Source organism: Mycobacterium shigaense (assembly GCF_002356315.1).
GTDB lineage: Bacteria > Actinomycetota > Actinomycetes > Mycobacteriales > Mycobacteriaceae > Mycobacterium > Mycobacterium shigaense.
The window spans coordinates 2,163,964-2,180,936 of record NZ_AP018164.1 but is presented as its reverse complement, the minus strand read 5'-3'; the positions used below and the strand labels follow the sequence as shown (position 1 = coordinate 2,180,936).

Annotated in this window: 17 protein-coding genes; 4 read left to right on the top strand and 13 right to left on the bottom strand. The window is 69.5% G+C overall.

Features of this window, described 5'->3' with window-relative positions; all coding sequences use genetic code 11:
• Positions 1-56 precede the first annotated feature (56 nt).
• The 6 genes from MSG_RS10380 to MSG_RS10355 form a co-directional block, all read right to left on the bottom strand.
• The gene (locus tag MSG_RS10380; RefSeq protein ID WP_096439386.1) at positions 57-734 is read right to left on the bottom strand and encodes a hypothetical protein; all 678 of its coding nucleotides are present in this window, start codon (positions 732-734) and stop codon (positions 57-59) included.
• Positions 735-770: 36 nt separating this feature from the next.
• Positions 771-1,238: a PH domain-containing protein gene (locus MSG_RS10375; RefSeq protein WP_096439384.1), complete on the bottom strand. Its 468-nt coding sequence runs from the start codon at positions 1,236-1,238 to the stop codon at positions 771-773.
• Positions 1,235-1,714 (bottom strand): 6,7-dimethyl-8-ribityllumazine synthase, encoded by a 480-nt coding sequence (gene ribH / locus MSG_RS10370; protein ID WP_096439382.1) that lies wholly within the window; start codon positions 1,712-1,714, stop codon positions 1,235-1,237. The genes MSG_RS10375 and ribH overlap by 4 nt, the downstream gene beginning before the upstream one ends.
• A 49-nt stretch (positions 1,715-1,763) precedes the next feature.
• A complete protein-coding gene (locus MSG_RS10365; RefSeq protein WP_096439380.1) occupies positions 1,764-3,041 on the bottom strand; it encodes a bifunctional 3,4-dihydroxy-2-butanone-4-phosphate synthase/GTP cyclohydrolase II in 1,278 nt (425 codons plus the stop codon).
• Between the two features lie 822 nt (positions 3,042-3,863).
• Positions 3,864-4,193, bottom strand: a complete 330-nt coding sequence (locus tag MSG_RS10360; RefSeq protein WP_096439378.1) for a TM2 domain-containing protein — start codon at positions 4,191-4,193, stop codon at positions 3,864-3,866.
• Positions 4,194-4,404: 211 nt separating this feature from the next.
• A complete protein-coding gene (locus MSG_RS10355; protein ID WP_096439376.1) occupies positions 4,405-5,007 on the bottom strand; it encodes a riboflavin synthase in 603 nt (200 codons plus the stop codon).
• A 130-nt stretch (positions 5,008-5,137) separates the two neighbouring features.
• Here MSG_RS10355 and MSG_RS10350 point away from each other — a divergent pair, with 130 nt between their 5' ends.
• Together MSG_RS10350 and MSG_RS10345 are read left to right on the top strand one after the other, a co-directional pair.
• Positions 5,138-5,842 (top strand): LppX_LprAFG lipoprotein, encoded by a 705-nt coding sequence (locus MSG_RS10350; protein WP_096439374.1) that lies wholly within the window; start codon positions 5,138-5,140, stop codon positions 5,840-5,842.
• A complete protein-coding gene (locus MSG_RS10345) occupies positions 5,842-7,407 on the top strand; it encodes an MFS transporter (protein WP_096439372.1) in 1,566 nt (521 codons plus the stop codon). The genes MSG_RS10350 and MSG_RS10345 overlap by 1 nt, the downstream gene beginning before the upstream one ends.
• 5 nt (positions 7,408-7,412) lie before the next feature.
• On the opposite strand, the gene ribD is transcribed toward MSG_RS10345, so the two are convergent.
• From ribD to fmt, 4 genes are read right to left on the bottom strand one after another with little or no spacing between them, the layout of a single operon-like run.
• Positions 7,413-8,435 (bottom strand): bifunctional diaminohydroxyphosphoribosylaminopyrimidine deaminase/5-amino-6-(5-phosphoribosylamino)uracil reductase RibD, encoded by a 1,023-nt coding sequence (gene ribD, locus MSG_RS10340; RefSeq protein ID WP_096439370.1) that lies wholly within the window; start codon positions 8,433-8,435, stop codon positions 7,413-7,415.
• Positions 8,432-9,130, bottom strand: coding sequence for a ribulose-phosphate 3-epimerase (gene rpe, locus MSG_RS10335; RefSeq protein WP_096439368.1), 699 nt, complete (start codon positions 9,128-9,130; stop codon positions 8,432-8,434). Before rpe ends, ribD begins: the two co-directional genes overlap by 4 nt.
• Positions 9,131-9,162: 32 nt before the next feature.
• The gene (locus MSG_RS10330; RefSeq protein ID WP_096439366.1) at positions 9,163-10,560 is read right to left on the bottom strand and encodes an RsmB/NOP family class I SAM-dependent RNA methyltransferase; all 1,398 of its coding nucleotides are present in this window, start codon (positions 10,558-10,560) and stop codon (positions 9,163-9,165) included.
• Positions 10,557-11,489: a methionyl-tRNA formyltransferase gene (fmt, locus tag MSG_RS10325; RefSeq protein ID WP_096444312.1), complete on the bottom strand. Its 933-nt coding sequence runs from the start codon at positions 11,487-11,489 to the stop codon at positions 10,557-10,559. The genes MSG_RS10330 and fmt overlap by 4 nt, the downstream gene beginning before the upstream one ends.
• Before the next feature lie 172 nt (positions 11,490-11,661).
• Here fmt and MSG_RS10320 point away from each other — a divergent pair, with 172 nt between their 5' ends.
• The gene (locus MSG_RS10320; protein ID WP_096439364.1) at positions 11,662-12,486 is read left to right on the top strand and encodes a class I SAM-dependent methyltransferase; all 825 of its coding nucleotides are present in this window, start codon (positions 11,662-11,664) and stop codon (positions 12,484-12,486) included.
• A gap of 44 nt (positions 12,487-12,530) precedes the next feature.
• On the opposite strand, the gene MSG_RS10315 is transcribed toward MSG_RS10320, so the two are convergent.
• From MSG_RS10315 to MSG_RS10305, 3 genes are all read right to left on the bottom strand, one after another.
• Positions 12,531-13,013: a MarR family winged helix-turn-helix transcriptional regulator gene (locus MSG_RS10315; protein WP_096439362.1), complete on the bottom strand. Its 483-nt coding sequence runs from the start codon at positions 13,011-13,013 to the stop codon at positions 12,531-12,533.
• Between the two features lie 168 nt (positions 13,014-13,181).
• Positions 13,182-15,134: a primosomal protein N' gene (locus MSG_RS10310; protein WP_096444310.1), complete on the bottom strand. Its 1,953-nt coding sequence runs from the start codon at positions 15,132-15,134 to the stop codon at positions 13,182-13,184.
• A gap of 135 nt (positions 15,135-15,269) precedes the next feature.
• A complete protein-coding gene (locus MSG_RS10305; RefSeq protein WP_096439360.1) occupies positions 15,270-16,004 on the bottom strand; it encodes a lysoplasmalogenase in 735 nt (244 codons plus the stop codon).
• Between MSG_RS10305 and MSG_RS10300 the strand changes: the two genes are divergently transcribed.
• On the top strand, positions 16,003-16,962 hold the full coding sequence (locus MSG_RS10300; RefSeq protein ID WP_096439358.1) for an alpha/beta hydrolase: 960 nt from the start codon (positions 16,003-16,005) through the stop codon (positions 16,960-16,962). The two genes, MSG_RS10305 and MSG_RS10300, sit on opposite strands and share 2 nt — an antisense overlap.
• Positions 16,963-16,973: the final 11 nt, after the last annotated feature.

The window sequence follows — 16,973 nt, the reverse complement described above, 5'->3', positions numbered from 1 at the left end:
GGACGGCGAAAAGCGGCCCCGTCCGGCAGAAGATTCTTGTCTTCGGCCCGATTCGGTCAGGCGGTCCCGGAGGTGAGCTGCGCCCTTCTCTTTGCCGCCCAATCCGCCATCGGGAATCCGGATTTGCTGTCGCACGCCGAAATCATCAGCACTACCCGTGGCACCACCGCTAACCCGAAGTCACAGGTCCATTCCGGACGGGTCATCGTCCACACCAAAACACCGTCGGCGGGCGTCGCGAAATAGCTGAGCCGCATCGGTTTGAAATCGCCGAGAGGCGCCACGCCGATGGCGTCGCCGCGGCAATCCGAAACGGCACTGAAGCCTTTCCAGACCACATCGTGGGTGTCGAGGGAGTTGCCGTAGACGTCGCCCGACTCCGCGTAAAGCGCCGCGCCGCCCACCGAATATGCCGACTCCGCGTGGTCAGCAGAGCCGGCGGGCACCAGGGGCGAACCCCTGAACAGCAGCGCTGCCCCGCATTCGGGCGGCCGGACGCTCGTGAAGTAGCTGTCCCCCACCGGAACCGCGACCGCCCGGCCCAGCGGGGTGGTGTTGCCGTCCTGCAGCAGCACGTCGCGCGCGGCGACCGGCTTCGGCGTGGGGGCTGCCGACCTGGAGGGGGCGGACGGGGACTGATCCGAGGCCCGGGTCGCTTGTCCGGGTACGGATGTCGTACACGCACTGAGTGTCACCGCGAGGATGACCGCGGCAACCGTCCCCCTGTTACCCATCGGGCGATCCTACGACGACGCGGCCCAGGGCAGTATTCAGTGGGCGCGCAGGTCCGGCCGGTAGCGGACCAGCAGCGATCGTACGGTGTCCATCGCGTCCACCGCCCGGCCCTTGTCGACGGCCTGGATGGCCATCACCGTCACGTACTCGTCGTCGGGCAGGTCGACCCGAGCCCAGCGGCCGCCGGGCGGGAACGACACGCCGACCACCTCCGACCACGGAATCAACCGGTAGCCCAGCAGGTTTCGCACGGCCAGCCCGGACGCGCCGATCCGGAGCCTGGGCCGGGCGAACAGCAGCATGACGCCGGCGATGACCAGGCCGAGGACGGCCATCGCCACTTGGTCGGAGGTCTGGAAGATCACCCCGCTGGACCCATTCTTGAGCAGAAAGCCGACCACGACGTGCGCCGCGGCGACGAGAAATGCAGCGGCGTAGACGAATCGCGGTGTCAGGTGCGGACGCAGCTCAGCGTCCCACACCTCGCGGGGCGCCGGTGTCACGACCGCGTGCGCAGGTCACGCAAAGTCAATGCGGCGGTCAGCGCGGCACCGGCCGCCTGTGCTCCCTTGTCCTCCGCGGACGTCGGAAGCCCGGCCCGATCCAACGCCTGCTCCTCGGTGTTGGTCGTCAGCACTCCGTTGGCAACCGGCGTCGACGCGTCCAGGGACACCCGGGTCAGGCCCTGGGTCACCGCATCGCAAACATACTCGAAATGCGGTGTGCCGCCCCGGATTACGACGCCAAGCGCAATCACGGCATCGTGGTTGCGGGCCAGTTCCTGGGCGACGACCGGAATCTCGATCGCCCCATGCACGCGGACCACGGTGGGGTTGTCGATGCCGGACTCGGCGGCTACCTTGCGCGCCCCCGCCAGCAGCGCGTCACAGATGGTGCTGTGCCACGTGCTCGCGACGATGCCCAGACGCAGATCGGACGCGTCGAGTGCCAAGACCTCCGGCACACCGGTACCGCTCATCTGCGTGACTCCTCAGTATCGCCAAGCTTTGCATCGTCGCCGGCGCGACTCACAGAGCACCGCCGAATTCGCCTGGCAGATGGACTGATTCGTGAAACTCGTCCAGCCCGGCCAAGTCGTGTCCCATCTTGTCTCGTTTGGTCATCAGGTAACGAATGTTCTCGGCATTGGCTCGCACCGGCAGCGAGACGCGTTCGATGATGTGCAGCCCGTAGCCGTCCAGCCCCACCCGCTTGGCCGGATTGTTGGTCAGTAGCCGCATCGAGCGGACACCGAGGTCGACCAGGATCTGCGCGCCGATCCCGTAATCGCGTGCGTCGGCGGGCAATCCGAGCTTGAGATTGGCGTCGACGGTGTCCTCGCCGGCATCCTGCAGCTGGTAGGCCTGCAGCTTGTGCATCAGGCCGATGCCGCGGCCCTCGTGGCCGCGCATGTACAGCACGACGCCGCGCCCCTCCCGGGCGACCATCGCCATGGCGGCATCGAGCTGGGGTCCGCAGTCGCAGCGCCGGGAACCGAACACGTCGCCGGTCAGGCACTCGGAGTGCACGCGCACCAACACGTCGTCGCCCTCGCCGTTGAGCCCGCCGATGTCGCCGCGCACCAGCGCGACATGCTCGACCTCTTCGTAGATGCTGGCGTAACCGATGGCCTTGAACTCACCGTGCCGGGTGGGGATGCGGGCTTCGGCGATGCGCGCGATGTGCTTCTCGTGTTTGCGCCGCCATTCGATGATGTCGGCGATGGTGATCAGCGCGAGGTCGTGCTCGTCGGCGAAGACCCGCAGCTCGTCGGTCTGGGCCATCGACCCTTCGTCCTTCTGGCTGACGATCTCGCAGATCGCCCCGGCGGGCTGCAGCCCCGCCATGCGGGCCAGGTCGACCGCGGCCTCGGTGTGGCCGGGGCGCCGCAGGACGCCGCCGTCCTTGGCACGTAGCGGTACGACGTGTCCGGGCCGGGTGAAGTCGTCGGCGGCGCTGGTCGGGTCGGCGAGCAGCCGCATCGTGGTGGCCCGGTCGGAAGCCGAGATGCCCGTGCCCACGCCGTTACGTGCGTCGACGGTGACCGTGTAGGCGGTGCCGTGCTTGTCCTGGTTCACCGCGTACATCGGCAGCAGCCCGAGCCGGTCGCAGATGGCGCCGTCCAGCGGGACACAGAGGTACCCGGAGGTGTAGCGCACCATGAACGCCACCATCTCCGGCGTCGCCTTCTCGGCGGCGAAGATCAGGTCGCCTTCGTTCTCCCGGTCCTCGTCGTCGATGACGACCACGGCCTTACCGGCCGCAATGTCGGCAACCGCCCGTTCGACGGAATCCAACCTCGTCATCCTGCTACCTTGCTGTCGCCCCGGGCCACACGCGAAGTCGTGTGTGACAACCAGTATGAACCACGACCCGGGCGCAGTTATTCACGGCTTTTTCGCGGCTGGGTCCATCGAGCCCCGACGGAGCGTCTGAGCAGGTACACGCCGCCCCCGTGGGCCCAGATCGTCTGGAACCCGGGCGCAAACCACTGGGGTTACTGGAACGGCGGAATATGGATTCCGGTCTAACCCGGCACTGATCTCGTCGAAATCACCGGCTAGCAGGCCGCGAGTGACAAGGGGACCCTCGCGGCGTGCTTTCTCCGTTCCGGGCTCGCCGATTCTCAATCGCCGGTGCGCTGGCGGGTCTCGTCGAATTCGTCGTCGGCCTCCATTCCCGGATCTCTTATTGCCGACACGCTACCGATCCCGACATCAGGAATATCAATTAAGGATGTAAATATTGCCCGGCAACGTGTCGGAAAAGGCGAGCCCGTAACTTACTCACATACGCAAACTCACATACGCAAACTCCTCATCGCCACTCTTCTCGCATTCGCGATGCTCGCCACCGCCGGATGCGGCCCCATCACGTTCACCCTTGAAGCCGCCGGAGCGCACAGCCCCGACACGGCGGTACCGGTGGGGATCTGAATGGTCGCGGAAGGGATGGTCGTGCGACGGTACGGAGCGCAACCGGAACATCCCCGATAGGAATGCCCGTCGATTCGGGGCGGCAGCAGGCCGCGGCTCTCCGCCAACTGCTGGCGGCACTATCGCGGGCCCGCAACCCTAGGTCCGGGTCCGCCAGCAATCGGTTGTCGCACCGCGGGTTGCGAAACGGCCTCAGTCCCGCAGCGAGTGTCCCTGCGCGTCGGGAACCTTGCCCAACAAGATCATGATTCCGTCGACAAAAGGCCACAAACCACCGATTCCGAATGTGAAAACAGTGACCACGATTTGCAGGATGCCGATGGTCGTGTAGCCGAGGTAGAAGCGACCGATACCCAAACCGCCGAGAAAAATCTGCAGTAAACCCGCCACCATTTTGCTCTTGTCCGACAGCGGCTGCCCCGACGGACCGATACCTTGCGCGGCGCCACCATAGGGCGTGACATTGCCGGGCCCGCCGTTCGGATCGGGATACCGACCGGGCGCGGGGGTTTGACTCGTCATTGTTTATTCCCTCTCTTTTGAAGGTTCCGGGCACATCACCCGGAGTCCTGGGTTGCCGTGTCTGCCCGAGACAGTCACGGATGCCGGCCAGTTCGGGTCGGTCACGGCAACACTGGGCGAGAGGTCTCCGAGGATTCTTGGAAGATTCTTGGAGGGTGCGACGGGGCAACACGTCGCGGCGGGCGCGCAAGCCCCCCGGGCAGCCCTGGTACTACTTCGACTCCATCAGGCGCTCAACGTATTTCGCGATCACGTCCACCTCGAGATTGACGTGTGTGCCGACCGGGGCGCTGCCCAGCGTGGTCAGCTCCCTGGTGGTCGGGATCAGCGAAACCTCGAACCAGTCCCGTGGCTGGGCGCCCAGGCCGGACACCGTCAGCGAGATCCCGTCCACGGTGATCGACCCCTTCTCGACGACGTAGCGGGCCACGTCCGCCGGGACCTCGATGCGAACCACTTCCCAATGCTCCGACGGCGTGCGGGACACCACCTGACCGGTTCCGTCGACATGCCCCTGCACAATGTGCCCGCCCAGCCGGCTGTTGATGGCCGCGGCCCGCTCCAGGTTCACCCGGCTGCCGGCCTGCAGGGCGCCCAGGTTGGAGCGGCTCAGCGTCTCCCCCATCACGTCGGCGGTGAACTGCCCATCGGGCAACAGCTCGGCGACCGTCAGGCACACGCCGTTGACGGCGATCGAATCGCCGTGGCCGGCGTCGGCGGTCACGACGGGCCCGCGGATCGTCAGGCGAGCCGCGTCGGCGAGCACGTCGCGGCCGGTGACCTCGCCGAGTTCCTCGACAATTCCGGTGAACATTGCACCAGGCTAGTTGGCCGGCGCTTTGCCTGGTGAGCGGCCGGGACAAGTACCGCAGACTCCCCCGCCAAGCGCGGATGGGGACCCGGCGTTCCCGGGCGCGGTCACCCGCACCCTCTACGATGCAGATATGCAGACCCGTCGCCGTCTATCGGTCGTCCTCGTCTCCCTCAGCATCCTCACCGCCCTGATCGCCGGCTGCTCGTCCGGTTCGAAGCAAAGCGGCGCACCATTGCCCGACGCCACCACACTGGTCAAGCAATCGGCCGACACCACCAAGAACGTCAAGAGCGTGCACCTGGTGCTGTCGGTGCAAGGCAAGATCCAGGGATTGCCGATCAAGACGCTCAACGGCGACCTCACGCTCACTCCCAGCACCGCCGCGTCGGGCGACGCACGGCTGAGCCTGGCGGGCTCGGACATCGACGCCAACTTCGTGGTCTACGACTCGGTGCTGTACGCGACGCTCACCCCGAACAAGTGGAGCGACTTCGGTAAGGCCTCCGACATCTACGACGTCTCGGCGATCCTCAACCCCGACACCGGCCTGGCCAACGTGCTGTCGAACTTCAGCAACGCCAAGGCCGAGGGCCGCGAGACCATCAACGGGCAGAGCACCATCAAGATCAGCGGCAACGTCTCGGCCGATGCCGTGAACAAGATCGCGCCGCAGTTCAACGCGACCCAGGCGCTGCCCAGCACCGTCTGGATCCAGGAGTCCGGCGACCACCAGCTGGTCCAGGCCAACTTGCAGAAGAGCTCGGGTAACTCCGTCCAGATGACCTTGTCGAATTGGGGCCAGCTGGTCACGGTCACCAAGCCTCCGGTGAGCTGATGAGCTCGCGAGCAGGGCGCGGCGTCGCGATCGGCGCGGGCAGCCTGGCCGTACTGCTGGGTGCGCTGGACGCCTACGTCGTCGTCACGCTCATCCGCGACATCATGAGCGATGTCGGAATCCCGGTTAACCAGCTGCAGCGCATCACCTGGATCATCACGATGTACCTGCTGGGCTACATCGCCGCCATGCCACTGCTGGGCCGGGCATCCGACCGCTTCGGCCGCAAGCTGCTGCTGCAGGCCAGCTTGGCGCTGTTCATCGTCGGCTCGGTGGTCACGGCGCTGGCCGGGCATTGGGGCGACTTCCCCATGCTGATCACCGGACGGACCATCCAGGGCGTGGCCAGCGGCGCGTTGCTGCCGGTCACGCTGGCGCTGGGCGCCGACCTGTGGGCACAGCGCAACCGCGCTGGTGTCCTGGGCGGCATCGGTGCCGCCCAGGAACTCGGCATGGTGCTCGGTCCGCTGTACGGGATCGCGGTCGTCTGGCTGTTCCACAACTGGCAGTGGGTGTTCTGGCTGAACGTGCCGCTGACCCTGGTCGCCATGGTGATGATCCAGTTCAGCCTGCCGTCACGCACACGGGTCGACAACCCGGAGAAGATCGACCTGGTGGGCGGCGTGCTGCTGGCCGTCGCGCTGGGCCTCGCGGTCATCGGGCTCTACAACCCGGCGCCCGACGGCAAACAGATCCTGCCCAGCTACGGGGCCCCGCTGGTGGTCGCGGCGATCGTCGTCGCGGTGGCGTTCATCATCTGGGAGCGCTTCGCGCGCACCCGGTTGATCGAACCGACCGGGGTGCGCTTCCGGCCATTCCTGGCCTCGTTGGGCGCCTCGCTGTGCGCTGGTGCCGCGCTGATGGTGACGCTGGTCGACGTCGAGCTGTTCGGCCAGGGCGTGCTGCAGATGAGCCAGACCGACGCGGCCGGGTTGCTGACCTGGTTTTTGATCGCGCTGCCGATCGGTGCCGTGGCGGGCGGTCTGCTCGCCACCCGGGTCGGCGACCGGGTGATGGCGTTCGCCGGGTTGCTGATCGCGGCCTACGGTTACTGGCTGATCCACTACTGGGGCCAGTACGGGACGGAAGTACTTCAGCAGCACCACAACGTCTTCGGCATCACCCTGCCGCTGCTGCACACCGACCTGTTGGTGGCCGGCGTGGGGCTTGGCCTGGTGATCGGACCGCTGACGTCGGCCGCCTTGCGCGCCGTCCCGTCGGCTCAACACGGCATCGCCTCGGCGGCGGTGGTGGTGGCCCGCAATACCGGCATGTTGATCGGCATCGCGGCGCTGAGCGCCTGGGGCCTGTACCGGTTCAACCAGATCGTGCAGGGCCTGTCGGCGAAGATCCCGCCCGACGCCACGTTGCTGGAACGCATTGCGGCCCAGGGCACTTTGTATCTCAAGGCGTTCGCGATGATGTACGGCGACATCTTCGCGGCGACTGTCGGCATCTGCGTGGTGGGTGCGCTGCTGGGCCTGCTGCTGGGCGGCCGCAAGGACCACGCCGAGGAGCCGGAGGTCGCGGTCGAGGAGCAGGCGCTCGCCCTTGGTGAGCGCTAGGCGCGCTAGCCGCGGTGCGGCACCAGGCTGAGCACCAGATCCGGGCCCGCCCGGTCGACGCCCTCGAACTGCCAGCGCAGCGCCTTGGCCAGGGTTGGCACCCCCACGTCGTCGACGGCGGTGACGGAGCCCCCCAACAAGATTGGGGCCACGTAGACCAGAATCCGGTCGATCATCCCGGCCCGCAGGAAGGCGCCGGCGAGCGTGGGACCGCCCTCCAGCAGGACGTCGGTGCGGTCGGCGAGCGCTTGCAGCACCTCCGTCGGATCGTGGGTACGAATTACCATGGTGCGCGAATCGTCGTTGAGAACCCTTGCTTCCGAATGTATTTCGCGCTTTCCGACCACGACGCGCAGCGGTTGCTTCGCCGCCAGCGAGCCGTCGGGAAGCCGTGCGGTCAGCGCCGGATCGTCGGCCAGCACGGTACCGGTGCCGACAACGATCGCGTCCGCGACACCGCGGCGACGATGTACATCGAGACGGGAGGCCTCGCTGGAGATCCACTGACTCGACCCGTCCGCGGCGGCGCTGCGCCCGTCGACGCTGCTGGCGTATTTCCACGTGACGTGCGGCAACCCGGTTCGCTGCTTGTGCAGCCACTCCCGCAACGGCCCGGCCGCCACCTGGTCGCCCAACACCCCGGACTGCACCTGCACGCCCGCTTCCGACAACCGGGCCGCTCCGCCGGCCGCCACGTCGTTGGGGTCGGTGACCGCGTAGACGACGGTCGTCACCCCTGCGCGCAGCAGGGCATCCACGCACGGTGGCGTTTTGCCGTGGTGGTTGCACGGCTCGAGGGTGACCACGGCGACGCCGCCGGCGGCCAACCGCCCGGCCCGCCGCAACGCCATCACCTCGGCGTGGCCGCCGCCGGTCGGCGCGGTGCCACCGGCGCCGACGACCTCGCCGCCGAGGTTCAGAATGACGGCGCCGACCGGCGGGTTGGGGTACGTGGTGCCCTTGACCCGCTCGGAGTGCTCGATCGCCAGACGCATCGCCGCTTCGATGCGGGCCTGGTCAACGGTCATCTGCGTAGGTGCGGCGACGCGGCTACGGCCTGGCGGCGCAGCGCCGCCACCGCGGCCGCCGGGTCGTCGGCCCCGTAGACGGCCGAACCGGCGACAAAGCAGTCGACGCCTGCCTCGGCGGCCTGCTCGATCGTGTCCGCGTTGATGCCCCCGTCGATCTCCACCAGGATCGTCAACTCCCCCGAGTCGACCAGTTTGCGGACGGTACGGACCTTGCTCAGCACGTCGGGGATGAAGCTCTGGCCGCCGAAGCCGGGCTCCACCGACATGATCAGCAGGGTGTCGAAGTGCGGCAGGATTTCCAGGTAGGGCTCCAGCGGCGTCTTCGGCTTGACGCTGATGCCGGCCTTGGCGCCCGCCGCGCGAATGTCGCGGCCCACGCCGATGGGATTCTCGGTGGCCTCGGCGTGGAATGTGACGTTATAGGCGCCCGCCTCGGCGTAGGGCGGGGCCCAGCGGTCGGGATCGTCGATCATCAGATGGCAGTCCATCGGAATGCGGGTGGCGGCCAGCAGGCTCTCGACGACGGGCAACCCGATCGTGAGGTTGGGCACGAAGTGGCCGTCCATCACGTCGACGTGCAGCCAGTCGGCGCCGGCCACGGCCGCCGCCTCGTCGGCCAGCCGGGCGAAATCCGCCGCCAGGATCGAGGGCGCGATCAGGGCGTCCGTCACACGTTCTGCGCTGCCAGGCATGTGCGCCACACTACTGAGCCCGGCGGCCGGCCTCACGCCAGGCGGCGCAGCGCGGCGGCGAACATCGCGTCGGTGCCGTGCCGGTGCGGCCAGAGCTGCCCGTAGGGTCCCGGGCCCACATCGGCCGGCGCGAACAGCGGCGGGGTATCCAACGCGGACACCGGATGGCGGCGCAGCGCATCGGCGACGACGCCGACGGTCTCGGCCAGGTGCGGCGAGCAGGTGGCGTAGAGCACCACACCGCCCGGCCGGGTCAGCGCGATCGCGGCGGCCAGCAGTTCGCGTTGCAGCTGGGTCAACGTGGGCACGTCGGTCGGCTGGCGCCGCCAACGGGCCTCCGGGCGCCGCCGCAACGCCCCCAGCCCGGTGCAGGGCGCGTCGACGAGCACCCGGTCGAAGCCCGGCTCGAGCCCGCTCTCGCGGCCGTCGACCCGCAGCAGCTCGACGCCGAGGCCGCGGGTGTTCTCGGCGACCAGGTCCGCACGCGCGGGCGACGGCTCGATCGCCGTGACCCGCGCGCCGGTCTCGGCGCCCAGCGCGGCCAGCAGCGCCGTCTTGCCACCCGGCCCGGCGCACAGGTCCAGCCACCGCCCGCCGTCGCCGTCCACCCGCGCCAGCGTGAGCGCGCGGGCCACCAGCTGGCTGCCCTCGTCCTGGACCAGAGCCTGGCCGTCGCGCACCGCCGCCACCTGTCCGGGATCGCCGCCCGCCAGGTACACGGCATACGGCGAGTACCGGCCGACCGTGCCACCCACGGCTGGATCCAATTGGGAGGCCAGCTCCGCCGCGCTCAGCACGCCGGGGCGCGCCGCCAGGTGCACCTGGGGCCGCTCGTCGTCGCTGGCCAACAGTGCCTCTAGCTCTCCGGCATCGGCGCCGAGCGCGTCGGCGAAGGCCTGGGCGATCCAGCGCGGATGGGCATGCACGAACGCGGCGTGCCCGACGGGATCCCGCGACGGGTCGGGCGCCAGCTCGTCGATCCACGACTTCTCGTCGCGCCCGGAGATGGTGCGCAGCACACCGTTGACGAAACCCGCTCGCGCCGAATCGAATTCGATACCGGCTTGCTCTACGGTGGTGGAAACCGCGGCGTGTGCGTCGACCCGGGTGCGCAGCAGCTGATAGGTGCCCAGCCGAAGCAGGTCGAGTAGCACCGGATTGATCGCCTCCGGCGGGCGACCGGCCGCGGCGCCGATGACGGCGTCGAGCAGGCCGCGACTGCGGCAGGTGCCGTAGGTCAGCTCGGTGGCGAACGCGGCGTCCCGGCCCGTGATGCCGCGCTCGCGCAGCAGCGCGGGCAGCGCCAGGTTCGCGTATGCGTCGCGCTCGCTGACGGCCCGCAGCACCTGAAACGCCGCCGCCCGGGCCGGGTCGAGTGGCTTGCGCCGTCGCGGCTGGGCGGGCCGGCGCTGGTTCGGGGCCGGGGTCATGAGGCCCGCGCGGCGCTGTCGAGCCGGGCCCCGCGGGCCCAGTCGACGGCGTTCATCGGCTTTTTCCCGGGTGGCTGCAGCTGGCCCAGCCGCACCGGATCCGAGCCGGTGCCGATCCACACGCTTTTTCGGTCTACGCGAATTATGCCGGGCGGCAACGGTTCTGGCGCGCTGGCGTCGATCTGAACGGGACCGAGCTTGACGCGCAGCTCACCGATCTGTGTCCAGGCGCCGGGATTAGGCGTGACGGCGCGAATCCGGCGCTCCACCACGGGCGCCGGCAGATCCCAGCGCACCCGCGCCTCCTCGACGGTGATCTTCGGGGCGATGCTGACACCGTCGGCCGGTTGCGGTCGCGGCGTCAACATCTGGTCGGCGATGCCGTCCAGCGTGGCCGATAACAGCGTCGCACCCGAATCCGCAAGGCGCCCAAGCAGATCGCCGGCAGTGTCGGTCGGCCGGATCGTTTCGGTCACGACGCCGTAGACCGGGCCCGAGTCCAGGCTCGGCTCGATCCGGAACGTCGTAGCCCCGGTGATCGTGTCCCCCGCGGCGATGGCGGCCTGTACCGGGGCCGCGCCGCGCCAGGCCGGCAGCAGCGAGAAGTGCAGGTTGATCCAGCCCCGCGGCGGCACCGCGAGCAGGCCGTCACGCAGCAGCGCGCCGTAGGCCACGACGGCGCAGCACTCCGGCGCGAACTCCGAGAGCTCGGCGACGAATTCCGCCGAGTTCGGCCGCGACGGCCGCAACACCGGAATACCTCGATCGAGCGCCTCGCGGGCAACGGGTGAGGGCTCCGGTCTGCCCCGGCGCCCGGAGGCGGCGTCGGGCCTGGTCAGCACCGCTACCACCTCGTGACGGGGCGAGTCGATGAGCCGATGCAACGAGGGTAGCGCCGGTTCGGGGGTGCCGGCGAAGACGAGACGCACGGGCCCCAGTCTAAGAACCGCCGGGATCAGCGCCGGCACGCCGTCAGCAGAAACTGATCGACATATACTATTTCTAATGCATACTATTTCTGTAGGTATCAGTATTGAACCCGCATCCGCAGTGCTGGCGACAACGAGGTCGGGTACGCACTCCTCAACCAAAGGAGGTCTGATGACCCTCGAAACCGCGACCTGCGACGACCATGGCCTCGCGGCCGCCCACCGGGCCATGTGGGCATTGGGCGACTACGCCCTCATGGCCGAGGAAGTGATGGCCCCGCTGGGCCCGATCCTGTTGTCCGCGACCGGCATCGGTCCCGGCGATTTCGTGCTCGACGTGGCCGCCGGCTCCGGCAACATCTCGCTGCCGGCCGCCGCGACCGGCGCGACCGTCGTCTCCACCGATCTGACACCCGAACTGCTGCAGCGGTCCCGACAGCGGGCGCTGGCACAGAATTTGAGGCTGCAGTACCGCGAGGCCAACGCGCAGGCGCTGCCATTCGGCGACGGCGAGTTCGACGTGGTGGTGTCGGCCATCGGCGTGCAGTTCGCGCCCGACCATCAGCGCGCGGCCCGCGAACTGGTCCGCGTCTGCCGCCGGGGCGGCAAGATCGGGGTGATCAGCTGGACCCGGGAGGGATTCTTCGGCCGGATGCTGGCGGTGATCCGCCCGTACCGTCCGAGCCTGTCACCATCAGTTCCCCCGGCTCCGCTGTGGGGACGCGAGGGTTACGTCGCGGGGCTGCTCGGCGAGCAAGTCGATCACGTCACGACGACGCGCGGCCTGCTCGAGGTGCGGCGATTCGACTGTGCCGAGGCCGTGCACAACTACTTCAAGAGCCACTACGGCCCGACGATCGAGGCCTACGCCAACATCGGTCACAACCGGGTGCTGGCCGCCGAACTGGACGCGCAACTGCTCGAGCTGGCGCAGGAGTATCTGGCCGACGGCGTCATGGGTTGGGAGTATCTGCTGTGCACCGCTGAAAAGCGCTGAGCGCGTTCCGTGCCGGACACCCCGCGGGTCCGGCACGGAACGATTTACAGCCCGATTTCGAGCACCGCGTCCGGTTCACCGCCGGCCGCGGTGAACGACGTCAGCGCCCGCACCAGTCCGTGGCGATCGGCCGCGGGCATCTTTTCCACGATGGCGGCGATTTCGGCGCGCCGGTGCGCGGTCACGCGGCGGACGACCTCGCGCCCGCGCTTGGTCAGCGCGGCCAACAGTTCGCGGCGCGAGGTGGGATGCGGCAGCCGGTCGATCAGGCCGGAGGCGACCAGCCGGTCGACCATTCGGCCGGTGGCCGACGGTTGCACGCCCAACAGACCGGCCAACGTGGCCAGGTTGATCGGCCCGCGATTGGACAGGATCACCAGGGTACGAAACTGCGCGATGGTGATGGTTTCGTCGACCTGCGCGATGGAGCGCGCCGAAATGCCCACCAGCAGCCGGGAAGCGGTGAGCAAGGCATCGGTGATGGCGTCCAATGACTCGTTCACCTCGGTCGCGTTCTCCGTCGCCATCCAGGCACCCCTTTCCCGGGCTTCCCCGGGGCGTCGCGGACTGAAAACTAGGAAGTGTACAGCCGTGCTTCCAGCGTCGTGGGTAGATACTATTTCTCATGCATACTATCGCAGCCGGGTGGGTCCGGCGCGGTGACGAGACCTGCCGGCGGCAAGGCCGATACTGCCCTACCCGATCTGCAGCGGGTCCATCTGCACCCGCACGGGGTCGTGAGTCTGCCGTGCGCTGAGCACACCGACGCCGCGGCGCAGGCTGCCGGCCAGCGCCAGGCCGTCTTCGCGGGGCACCCGCACCAGCATCCGGATGACCGGCACGCCGGGCGGGGTCGCGGCCGGCCGGCGCACGCCCGGCGGCAGGTCCACCGGGCCGAGGCGCTCGGCGCCGTCGGGCAGGTTCACCTCGTCGAGCAACGCGGCGACTGCGTCGGCGGTGCCGTCGATGGCCGCCATGTGCACGCTGGGTGGCAGCCCGACCTCGGTTCGTGCCGTCAGATCGGCCTCCGCGTGGCCCACGGGGTCCCAGCGAATCAGCGATTGCACTGTGGGAAGGGAGGACTCGGCGATCACCGTCACCACCCCACCCTCGCCGCGCGGGCGGACCAATGCGGCGGCACTCATCCAGCGCCACAACGCGTCCTCGGCGGCGCGCAGGTCCTGGCGGCCCAGCAGGGCCCAGGTGTCCAGCAGCAGCGCCGCCCCGTATCCGCCCTCGGCGCAGGGTTCGGCGCCCGGGGTGGCAACCACCAGGGCCGGGCGCGCGGCGACACCGGCGACGACGGCGTCGCCCGCCGAGGTAATCACCGGCGTACCGGGGAACGCGCGGCCGAGTTCTTCGGCGGTGCGCCGAGCCCCGACGACCACCGCGCGCACCGCATCCGATCCGCACCGCGTGCACCGCAGCACCGGTTCGGCGCGGCCGCACCATCGGCAGACCGCGCCGGAGCCGTGGCCCGGGTCCGGCAGCGACAGCGGCCCGGTGCAGTGCCGGCACCGGGCGATGGTCCGACAGCGCCCGCACGCCAGCGACGGCACATAGCCGCGCCGCGGCACCTGCACCAGCACCGGCGCCCCGGCCTGCAGCGACGCTCGGGCGGCCCGCAGCGCGATGGACGGGACGCGCGCCGTGCGCGCCGCCGGGTCGCGTTCGTCGTCGTAGCCCGTGTCGTCGAGCGCGATCACCCGCGGGGTCCGGGCGCGCACCACCGGGCGAGTGGCGACGATGTCGTGCGCCCACCCGCTGCGCACCAGCGCGTGGGCTTCGGCGGTACGGGCATAGCCCCCGATGAGCGCCGCGCACCGGGCCTGATGGGCCCGCAACATCGCCACCTCCCGGGCGTGCGGGTAGGGCGCCCGCGGTTCGGCCAGGCTGTCGTCGGCGTCTGCCCACACCATGACCAGGCCCAGGTCGTTCAGCGGCGCGAACACCGCGCTGCGGGTGCCGATCACGAGCCGGGCCCGGCCCCGCAGCGCGGCCAGCCAGCGTCGGTAACGCGCGGCCGGCCCCAGGCCCGCCGACAGTGCCACCACGCAGTTCTCGTCGATACTCGCGGTCGCGGCCTGCCACAGCGCGTCCAGGTCCCGCTGATCGGGGACGATGGCCAGCACCGCCCGCCCGGCGCGGACCGTTTGCGCGGCGGCCTCGGCGAACCGCTCGGCCCAGAGCTCGCCCGGCAGCGCCTGCCACACCCCGCGGGCGGCGCGCGACTCGGCCAGGGCGGTCAGGAACTGCCCGCCGCGGCCGTAGACCTCCCACCCCGACGGGTCGACGGGTTCCGGCACCATCGCGGCCGGCGGCGTCGCGACGGGCTCCCGCTCCACCCTGGCGTGCCGGGCCGGCACTGCAAGCCGCAGCACGTCCGGCCGCGTCCCGGCGTAGCGCGCCGCCACCGCGTCGACGAGTCGCCGGATCTCCGCGGTCAGCACCGGTTCGGCCGAGACCACCCGATCGAGCCAGCCGAGCTTGCCGACGTGATCGGTGTCGTTGCGTCGCTCCAGCACAAACCCGTCGACCAGCCGACCGTGGAACCGCACCCGCACCCGCACACCCGGCTGCGCATTGTCGGATTGCTCGGCCGACACCAGGTAGTCGAACTCGCGATCCAGGTGCGGCACGGACAGCATCGGCAACACCCGGGCGATCGGTTCCACCTGGACCGGCGTGCGCGCGTCTGTGGTCACAACGTCCTCGCACCACGAACGACATTGCTACTCAACATGTTTACCGCCCGGGAACACCCTAACGGCGACCACCGACATTCAGGCCGCGGCGGACTCGGTGCCGTGGTCAGCGGCGTCGGTCCGGCCGAAGAAGAACCCGGCCGTGATCAGGATCTGGGCCGCGGCGTACAGCCACCAGATCGGCACCGCCAGCAGCTCGTTGCCGAGGATGAACCGGCCGATGGCGATCATCGAGTCCGACACCGCGAAACAGACCGCCCCGGCCGCCGCCCAGGCCGTCGGCAGCCGCGCCATGAACGCCGTGCACGCCATGATGGTCAGCACGGCGATGTAGGCCGTCACCGGAAGCTTGTCCCGGCCCAGATGCGGCCAAAACCACACCAGCAGCCCCACCGCGGCCGCGCCCATGACCACCACGGCACCGATGCGGACACGCGACAGCGCGGTCCTGGCGGCCAACGGCAGCAGCGCCGCGACAAAACACACGTGCGCCAGCAGAAATGCGCCGAGCCCCAACACGAATGACGTCGGCCACCACGGGATGGCCAGCAGGAAGTCACCGGCGGCCGACAGCAGCAGCGCGGGCATCAGCCAGCGTCGCTCCCGGACGATGGGGTGCGCCACCGCGGCGACGGCCAGCAAGAACGCCATGGCCGCCTTGAACGCCGGCTGCAGGTTCCAATGTCCGGTCAGCTCGGCCCCGGGCGGTGAGCGCAACGCGAGCACGGTCAGATAGATGCCGTAGGCGAGGCCGGCCCAGCCGGCCGCCACCCAGCCGCCGGTCATTAGGCGGGGTGCGTACGGTACTTCCATGTCCAGCTCTGAGGAAGCAGCCGACGACGAACGCGCGATCGACCCCATTCTGCTGAAGGTACTCGATGCCGTTCCGTTCCGGCTATCCACCAATGACGGCATCGACGCTGCGCGCCAGCGGTTTCGCGACCTACCCCGCCGAAAGCTGCATCCCGAACTGCGCGTGGAGGACCGCGACATTCCCGGCCCGGCGGGCTCGCTGGGGATCCGAATCTATTGGCCTCAAACGACTTCCGAAGCCGCGACGCCAGTCGTCGTATTCTTTCACGGCGGCGGCTTCGTCGTCGGCGACCTTGACACCCACGACGGCACCTGCCGCCAGCATGCGGTGGGGGTGGACGCGATCGTGGTATCGGTGGACTACCGGCTGGCACCCGAACATCCCTACCCCGCCGCCGTCGAAGACGCTTGGGCCGCAACGCTGTGGGTCGCCGAGAACGCCGCCGCGATCGGCGCCGACCCCACCCGCATCGCCGTCGCCGGGGACTCGGCGGGCGGCAACATCGCTGCGGTGATGGCCCAGCAGGCGCGCGACAACGCCGGCCCGCGACTCGCCTTCCAGCTGTTGTGGTATCCCTCCACGCTGTGGGACGCGTCGCTGCCGTCGTTCACCGAGAACGCCGACGCCCCGATCCTGGACGTGAAATCGGTGGGTGACTTCTCGCGTTGGTACGCAGGTGAAGTCGACCTGTCCGATCCCCCGCCCGGCATGGCGCCGGGGCGGGCGGCGAATCTGGCGGGCCTGCCGCCGGCGTACATCGGAGTGGCCGGTCATGACCCGCTGCGCGACGACGGCGCGCGCTACGGCGAACTGCTGGCGGCCGCCGGTACACCGGCCGAGGTGCACAACGCCACGACGATGGTGCACGGCTACCTGGGCTATGCGGGCGTGGTCCCCGCCGCGACCGCCGGCCTGGAACGCGGGCTCGCGGCGCTGCGCAATGCGCTGTACGGGTGAACACCAGGCGT

Coding starts and splice junctions, on each gene's coding strand:
- MSG_RS10380 (WP_096439386.1), bottom strand. CDS start 734: ATGGGTAACAGGGGGACGGTTGCCGCGGTCATCCTCGCGGTGACACTC.
- ribH (WP_096439382.1), bottom strand. CDS start 1,714: ATGAGCGGTACCGGTGTGCCGGAGGTCTTGGCACTCGACGCGTCCGAT.
- MSG_RS10365 (WP_096439380.1), bottom strand. CDS start 3,041: ATGACGAGGTTGGATTCCGTCGAACGGGCGGTTGCCGACATTGCGGCC.
- MSG_RS10360 (WP_096439378.1), bottom strand. CDS start 4,193: ATGACGAGTCAAACCCCCGCGCCCGGTCGGTATCCCGATCCGAACGGC.
- MSG_RS10355 (WP_096439376.1), bottom strand. CDS start 5,007: ATGTTCACCGGAATTGTCGAGGAACTCGGCGAGGTCACCGGCCGCGAC.
- MSG_RS10350 (WP_096439374.1), top strand. CDS start 5,138: ATGCAGACCCGTCGCCGTCTATCGGTCGTCCTCGTCTCCCTCAGCATC.
- MSG_RS10345 (WP_096439372.1), top strand. CDS start 5,842: ATGAGCTCGCGAGCAGGGCGCGGCGTCGCGATCGGCGCGGGCAGCCTG.
- ribD (WP_096439370.1), bottom strand. CDS start 8,435: ATGACCGTTGACCAGGCCCGCATCGAAGCGGCGATGCGTCTGGCGATC.
- rpe (WP_096439368.1), bottom strand. CDS start 9,130: ATGCCTGGCAGCGCAGAACGTGTGACGGACGCCCTGATCGCGCCCTCG.
- MSG_RS10330 (WP_096439366.1), bottom strand. CDS start 10,560: ATGACCCCGGCCCCGAACCAGCGCCGGCCCGCCCAGCCGCGACGGCGC.
- MSG_RS10320 (WP_096439364.1), top strand. CDS start 11,662: ATGACCCTCGAAACCGCGACCTGCGACGACCATGGCCTCGCGGCCGCC.
- MSG_RS10315 (WP_096439362.1), bottom strand. CDS start 13,013: ATGGCGACGGAGAACGCGACCGAGGTGAACGAGTCATTGGACGCCATC.
- MSG_RS10310 (WP_096444310.1), bottom strand. CDS start 15,134: ATGCTGTCCGTGCCGCACCTGGATCGCGAGTTCGACTACCTGGTGTCG.
- MSG_RS10300 (WP_096439358.1), top strand. CDS start 16,003: ATGTCCAGCTCTGAGGAAGCAGCCGACGACGAACGCGCGATCGACCCC.
- MSG_RS10305 (WP_096439360.1), bottom strand. CDS start 16,004: ATGGAAGTACCGTACGCACCCCGCCTAATGACCGGCGGCTGGGTGGCG.